The sequence below is a fragment of the Streptomyces sp. NPDC058985 genome (assembly GCF_042740985.1).
Lineage (GTDB): Bacteria > Actinomycetota > Actinomycetes > Streptomycetales > Streptomycetaceae > Streptomyces.
Genome location: NZ_JBHYJX010000093.1, coordinates 1 through 6,987, shown reverse-complemented (window position 1 = coordinate 6,987; position 6,987 = coordinate 1). Strand labels below are relative to the sequence as shown.

The 6,987-nt window shown below is 66.6% G+C and carries 2 protein-coding genes and 1 pseudogene; 1 reads left to right on the top strand and 2 read right to left on the bottom strand.

What is annotated here, in order from left to right; translation table 11 throughout:
• Nucleotides 1–105: 105 nt before the first annotated feature.
• Nucleotides 106–1,397, top strand: a pseudogene (locus ACFW01_RS38205) (IS256 family transposase).
• Between the two features lie 147 nt (nt 1,398–1,544).
• Here ACFW01_RS38205 and ACFW01_RS38200 read toward each other — a convergent pair.
• Both ACFW01_RS38200 and ACFW01_RS38195 read right to left on the bottom strand, forming a co-directional pair.
• Nucleotides 1,545–2,372, bottom strand: a complete 828-nt coding sequence (locus ACFW01_RS38200; protein WP_384511440.1) for a hypothetical protein — start codon at nt 2,370–2,372, stop codon at nt 1,545–1,547.
• The gene (locus ACFW01_RS38195) at nt 2,369–6,427 is read right to left on the bottom strand and encodes an AAA domain-containing protein (protein ID WP_384511437.1); all 4,059 of its coding nucleotides are present in this window, start codon (nt 6,425–6,427) and stop codon (nt 2,369–2,371) included. The genes ACFW01_RS38200 and ACFW01_RS38195 overlap by 4 nt, the downstream gene beginning before the upstream one ends.
• Between the last annotated feature and the right edge of the window lie 560 nt (nt 6,428–6,987).

The window sequence follows — 6,987 nt, the reverse complement described above, 5'->3', positions numbered from 1 at the left end:
AGGAGCCAGAAAAACATGTGGTGCCCGGCACACGTGCTGCCTGCAGCAACCAGTCGCGGGACTGTAAGACGTTCGGTGTAACTCCCGATCATGGAAGATGCATCGATGACCAGTGAGAACGTGCCCGCGTCGGAAGCCGGAGAGCCCACGAAGGCTGCGTCGGCGAAGGCCGTGGATGACCAATTGATTGACGAGCTGGTGGGCCGGGCCCAGGCCGAGGGCCTGCAGTTGACCGGTGAGGGCGGGCTGCTGCAGCAGCTGACCAAGCGACCGCTGGAGTCCGCCCTGGAAGGCGAGATCACCGACCACCTCGGCTATGACAAGCACGACGCGGCCAGCAAGAACGGCGGCAACTCCCGCAACGGCAAACGCTCCAAGACGGTGCTGACCGACGTCGGCCCGGTGGAGATAACCGTGCCCCGTGACCGTGACGGCTCCTTCGAACCGAAGATCGTCAAGAAACGCCAGAAGCGCCTGACCGGCGTTGACGAGATGGTCATCTCGCTGGCCTCGAAGGGCCTGACCACCGGCGAGGTCCAGGCCCACCTGGCCGAGGTCTATGGCGCCGAGGTCTCCCGGCAGACCATCTCCACCATCACCGACAAGGTCCTCGAGGGCATGGCCGAATGGCAGAGCCGACCGCTCGACGCCGTCTATCCGGTGCTCTTCATCGACGCCATCCACGTGAAGATCCGCGACGGCGCGGTCGCCAACCGGCCCATCTATGTGGCCCTGGCCGTCACCGCCGAGGGCCGGCGGGAAATCCTGGGGCTGTGGGCTGGCGACGGCGGTGAGGGTGCCAAGCACTGGATGCACATCCTCACCGAGATCAAGAACCGCGGCACCGGCGACGTGCTCATGCTGGTCTGCAACGGCCTCAAGGGGCTGCCCGAGGCGGTGGAGAGGGTCTGGCCCGCACGATCGTGCAGACCTGCGTGGTGCACCTGCTGCGGAACTCCTTCCGCTATGCCGCCCGCCAGGACTGGGACAAGATCGCCCGTCTCCTCAAGCCCGTCTACACCGCCGCCACCGAGGAGGCCGCCCTGGACCGGTTTGCGGAGTTTGCCGATGCCTGGGGCCAGAAGTATCCAGCGATCGTGAAGCTGTGGGAGAACGCCTGGGAGGAGTTCACTCCGTTCCTGCGGTTCGACACCGAGATCCGCCGCATCGTCTGCACGACCAACGCGATCGAGTCCGTGAACGCCCGCATCCGTCAAGCGGTCAAGGCCTGCGGACACTTCCCCAACGAGCAAGCCGCCCTGAAGTGCGTCTACATGGCGATCATGTCCCTTGATCCCACCGGCAAGGGACAGGCCCGCTGGACCATGCGCTGGAAGACCGCGCTGAACGCCTTCGACATCACCTTCGACGGCCGCCTGACGGCAGCTCGTCAGTAAGTACAACAGCCCCAGTTACACCGCTCGTTTGACAGTCCCACTCGTGCTCGGGGACGGGCAGGTCCCAACCGGCTGTTGCCGTCGGGTGCCAGCTTGCCGCGGACAGTTGACGAAGAAGCGGCGCGACCGTTCAACGGCGAAGCATGACTAGCGGCTGGTTTCCAGGTCGTTGAGGACTGCGAGGACAGGCCCCCAGCACATGCCGACGGTGTCCCGGTCGGGGACGACCCCCCGCTCCTGCTGTTTGCGCAGGTGGACGAAGTTTCGGTACTCGCGGACGATGGCCATGAAGTCGTGGGCGTCCATTTGGATCCAGCCGCGATCCCTGGCCGTCTCCAAGAGGAGGGCGAAGCTGGCGCGTTCTGGGGCGATGCGCTTGTTGCCCTGGGGGATGCCTTGGCGCAAGGCAGGATCGCGGTGCGTGAGCACATCCAGGAGGAGAGCCTCGGTGAAGCTGCCGATGCCGATGAGGGCGAGGCCGTAGGCGCCGTGCTGTTCGCAGATCTGTGTCTCGGTGATGCGTTCCATGAGCTGTTTGAGGAAGTCCTCGCTACTGACGAGCGGACGTATGCGGTCATGGAGGTCGTCGGGGACCGTGAAGACGGTGGTGTGGCCGTCGATGCCCAGTTCGCCCAGGACGGGTCGGTGGGCGACGTAGGTGACGGTGAGGTGTTCGGCGGCGAGGTAGATGTTGAGCTCTTGGCGGACGAGGTCGGCGGCGTCGATGCCATCGTCGTACTCGAGGGGGTCGCAGATGCGGCAGAGCAGCCGGCTGACTGCTGTGGGATCGTCGGTGCCGGTGAGGATGTCGGTGAGCCAGGGGATACGGGGTGAGCCGTCGTATTCGACGGGGTAGGGCCAGGCGGCACGTTGCAGGAGTTGGGCTAGTTGGTACCCGCGACGTTCGAAGGGGCCGTCGATGTCGACGATGAGTCGTGCGGCGCGTTCGAGGGTGAGCGGATCGAGGGGTTTCACGGTGTGGGGTCCTTGTCTGCCGTGGCCTGGGCCTCTTCGAAGGCGCGGGTGAGGCGTTCGACGATGACGCGGCCGCGCTTCTTGAAGCCGAGTTCGGTGAGTGCCTGGGTAATGCGGGTGTCACGGTCGAGCTGGAATCCGTCGTCCAGGAGCCAGATGGCGAGGCTGACCAGGTCAGTGTCGGAGTAGTCGCCGATGCGCTGACCGTTGGGCAGCGGGGGCCGGGGGCCGCGGGTGGTCGGTGGGGGCGGTGGGGATGCCGTGCGGCCCGGGTTCGGTGCGCCGGCCGGTTGCGAGGCGTGGTCGGCCTGGTCTGCGGCCTGATGCCAGGCGTCGAGGAGGCACTCCAGTTCGGTGTGGGGATTGGTAAACCAGTCAGATGCCCACAGACGGTGGAAGCGCCATCCGAGGCGTTCGAGGTGCTCTCGGCGCAGGCGGTCGCGGTCGCGTGCGCTGGGGGCGCGGTGGTAGCGGTCGCCGTCGGTCTCGACGGCGAGGATCATCTGTCCGGGCCGGTCGGGGTGACCAAGGGCGAAGTCAATGCGGTAGCCGGATACGCCCCATTGCGGAGTGACGGGGACGTTGGCGGCTTCCAACGCGGCGAGGACTTGGTGTTCGAAACCGTTGAGGCTGGTGTCGGCGGCGCTGCCGGTGCGGTGGAGGTCGCCTCCGTGGGAGCAGTACTCGAGGAAGGCGCGGAGCATTTCGGGGCCACGGTTGCGGGTCGCTCTGAGTTTGCCGGGGTCGAAGTCGTGGTGGGTGAAGGAGCTGACGACGATCATCTGCTGGCGGGCTCGGGTGATGGCCACGTTCAGGCGGCGTTCTCCCCCGTCGTTGTTTAGTGGACCGAAGGCCATGGACAGCCGTCCCTTGGCGGCTTTGCCGTAGCCGATGCTGAGAATGATGGCGTCGCGTTCGTCGCCTTGAACCTGTTCGAGGCTCTTGGTGAAGAAGCGTCGGCGGGGGCCGGCGTCGGGGCTGAAGAAGGTCTGCAGGCCGGGGCGGTCTTGGAGGGCCTGGCGCAGCGCGCCGTCGATGCGGTCGGCGTGACGCTGGCCCATGGTGATGACGCCGAGGCTGTGGTGGGGTGTGTCGGAGGCATGAGCGAGGGCGAGCTCGACGACACGGTGCACTTCTTCGTCGGAGGAGCCCTGTTGGCCCGGACGCGCTGCGGCGTCGACGGTTTCCAGGCGCAGAGGGCTGGATTGGGTGGTGCCGGGGAAGGTGACGAGCCGGTCGTCGTAGATGGTGTGGTTGGCGAAGGCGATGAGACGTTCGTCGCGGCTGCGGTAGTGCCATTTGAGGCTGTGGACGTGCGGCAGTCTGCTGCAGAGCAGGTCCAGTAGCGATTCGAAGGCGGCCGGTGACGCGTCGTCGTGGTCGGCGGGCTGGTCCGTGCCGCTGAGTACCTGGTGGAAGAACGTGGTGGGCGGCAGTTGGTGCGGATCTCCGGCGACGATGACCTGGTGGGCGCGCATGATGGACGTGATGGCGTCATGCGGCAGTACTTGACTGGCTTCGTCGAAGATGACGACGTCGAACAGGCGGGTGGCGGGCAGGACGCGGCTGACAACCAGGGGCGACATGGCCCAGCAGGGTTTGGCCGCCAGCAGGACGTCGGGGGCGGTTTCGACCAGCTTGCGCAGAGGCAAATGTCGCGACTTTCGGTGGGCTTGGGTCCGAACCAGGGTGCTCTGCTCGGGATGGGCGTCGCGGGTTTGCCTCAGGCGGGTGGCGACTTCGTAGCGGACGCGGTCGGGGTTGGTGTCGCGGTGGATGCGGTCAGAGGAGACGAACTGGCTGATGGCGTGGTCGTGTTCGGTGCGGGTGAAGGAGCGCAGGTATGCGGAGTGCATGCGTGCTTCATCCAGCACGGATGCCCACCACAGATGGCGGAGTGTGCCGACGGCGATGTCCGGGGTGGCGGCACTCTCGGCGAGTTCGTCGAGGAGGCGGCCCAGACCGGCGGCTTCGAGGCGGTCCGTGAGCTGGTTCAGCTCGGGCATCCGCATCAGGGTGTCGCGGTCGCTGTCGAGGCGCTGGATGGTCTTGTCCACCTCGTCGGCCGGCGTCGTCTCCCAGCCGACCCATTGGACGCATGCGGCTATCGCGGCGAGCTGGTCACGCAACTCGGTGTAGGAGGCCATGACGCGGTTGAGGCCGGGCACGGTCCAGGGGCCGGTGTCACTGGTGATGGCATGCTGCTGCCACCGGGTGTGCTGCTCAGATGCCTGCAGGAGCGCGGTGTGCAGGGAGGGGCGGTTATCTTGGCCGTCCTTGGTGAGGCTGCGGGCCTTGCGGACCAGCTTGCGGCGTTGCCACCAGCCGATACGTCGGCGGTGCTCGGTGCGCCAGGCGCGGCTGGCGGTGGCCGCGACTAGGTCGTCCAGGCCGGGGGCGAAGACGGCGGCTTCGAATCGCGTCAGGGTCGCGCTGACGTCGTGCAGCAGGGCGAGCAGACTCTGCCAGCTGTCGAAGTCTTCGCCCCGGCGCAGGCCGGCGGTGCCCACCAGCTGTTCCAGGGCACGGCGTGTGTCGGTGAGGGCACGGCCGGATAGCTGGTCCAAGCCCGTTACTACAGCGCGCAGTTCCTCGTCAGTGCGGGCGGGCAGCCGGGACCACGGTGACTCGCCACGGCGTACGGCCAGGCCTTTCTTCGCCGTGAAGGTCCTTAGATCCTGCTCAATGCGCCGGTAGTCCTCTCCGTGAAGGCGGCGCAATTCGTGGCCGCGCAGGCGCAGCCGTGTGTGGTGGTCGGGTGAACTGCTCATCAGCCGCGTGATCAACTGGTGCGCACTGATCTGCCAGGGGGCCAATGGCTGGTGGAACTCCTGGACGTGCTGCAGGGCTTGCTGGCGGTAGTGGGCCAGGTTGGCGTGCAGGTCGGCGGGGCGGGGCGGGGCCTGTTGGCCGGCGCGTTCCAATGCGTCGTGCAGTTGCTGGGCGATCTGGCGGCGGCTGAGCTTGGTGCCGTGCAGGTCGAAGACCAGCCCGTCCAGGTCCACGTGGGCGAGGCTGTCGGTGACCGCTTCAATGGCGGCCCTCTTCTCTGCGACGAACAGGACGCGTTTGCCCTGGGCGGAGAAGGCGGCGATCAGGTTGGCGATGGTTTGGCTCTTGCCCGTGCCGGGCGGGCCTTCGATGACCAGGTGAGTGCCGGCCAGGGCGGTACTGATCGCCTTCTGCTGGGAGGCATCGGCGTCCAACACCAGGTATTCGGATCGGGGTGGGATGTCGTCCGCGCCGGCCGGGTTGCGAGCCCCGGTGTCCTCGGTGAGGGCGCGGTTGGCCTCTCGGTCGCCGGCAAGGGCGGCGATGACGGTGTGGCTCGCCAACAGGTCGGTGGCGCTGTGAAGATCGTTGACCATGGGCAGTCGGTCGAAGCTGAAGACTCCCGCGACCAGGTGCTCTTCCAGCTCCACTGCAAGGCCACTGCGCGCACAAGCCTCCTGAATGATGTCGTAGGCGACGTGCATGCGGTCAGCTGGGTCAGTGCACTCCTCAAGGGCGGTTGCGATCTTGTCGGTGAGGGCGTCGGTGCCGGCGTCCAGGCCGTACTGGCGACTCAGGGCGTACAGCAGCACCGGGTTGGTCTCCGTCTCCCTCGATAGCTCGAGGACGAAGTCGTTCTCGGTGGCTGTGCGCGGCTGGACGGCCAGGGGCTGCAGCAGCAGAGGGGCCCGCAGCCCGGGCACTGGGGCCTTCCCTCGGGTGGGCGGGGGTTGCACCCGCAGCAGGCCCATGGCCAGACGCCCGGCTTCGATGCCCTGTTCCTCGTCCAGCTCTACGATCTTGCGGCGCAGGCTCCGCGCCCGACTGCAGGCGGCGGCGTGCTCAGCGGTGTCGGGGAAGAGGCCCGCCAAGCGAGTCGTACGGCCGGCCAGCAGCGAAGTCAGTGCTGATGGCTCGGCGCCGGTGACGTCCAGGGATGCGGTCTTGGTGTTCTTGAAGTGCAGCAGTGTGTTGTAGGGCCCGAAGTCGATCAGAGCATCCGCCCATTCCTGTGCGCGCGCCGCCACGGTCTGACGGCGCGTGTGCCCCGCGATCGCTTCCACCTGTCACTCCTCTGTCGAACCTTTGGCCTACCCGGCCCGCACAGCGCCGGAGCTCGCTTGATTGAAGCGAACAGATCAACGTAGAAGCTTGACGGCTGCCTTAGCCAGAGGCATTGGGAGCCATATGGGAGCGCAAAGGAAGCACATAGGGCGCACTAACGGCGCAGGGATGGAAACGCATCGGTCGTTAAAGCCCACCTCAGACAGAGGTGATGCGACTGTCGTGGCAGGTCAGCAGGACGCCAGCGGGACGACGCACAGGGCTCGGAGAGGTGAATTTGGACATGAGGTGTTCCGCTGTCGTTTGCGGCGGAAGTGAGGCGGGTGGGAAGGACTGCCAGCAACACCTCGAACAGGTGGCTCGAGCCCGGGGATGCACCGACGTCTTGTCTGCACAGGATGTTTCCGGTGCGCTCTGACGTGACCGAACTGTATGGGCCCAAGCAGGCGGCCTGTGGATCTAAGGGTGTCATCGGCTTTGGCGGCGGATGGTGGTGGGCGGCAGCTGTCGTTGTAGACCGAGAGGCTTCGGCAGACGCGGGCCAACGGCTCACGACCCC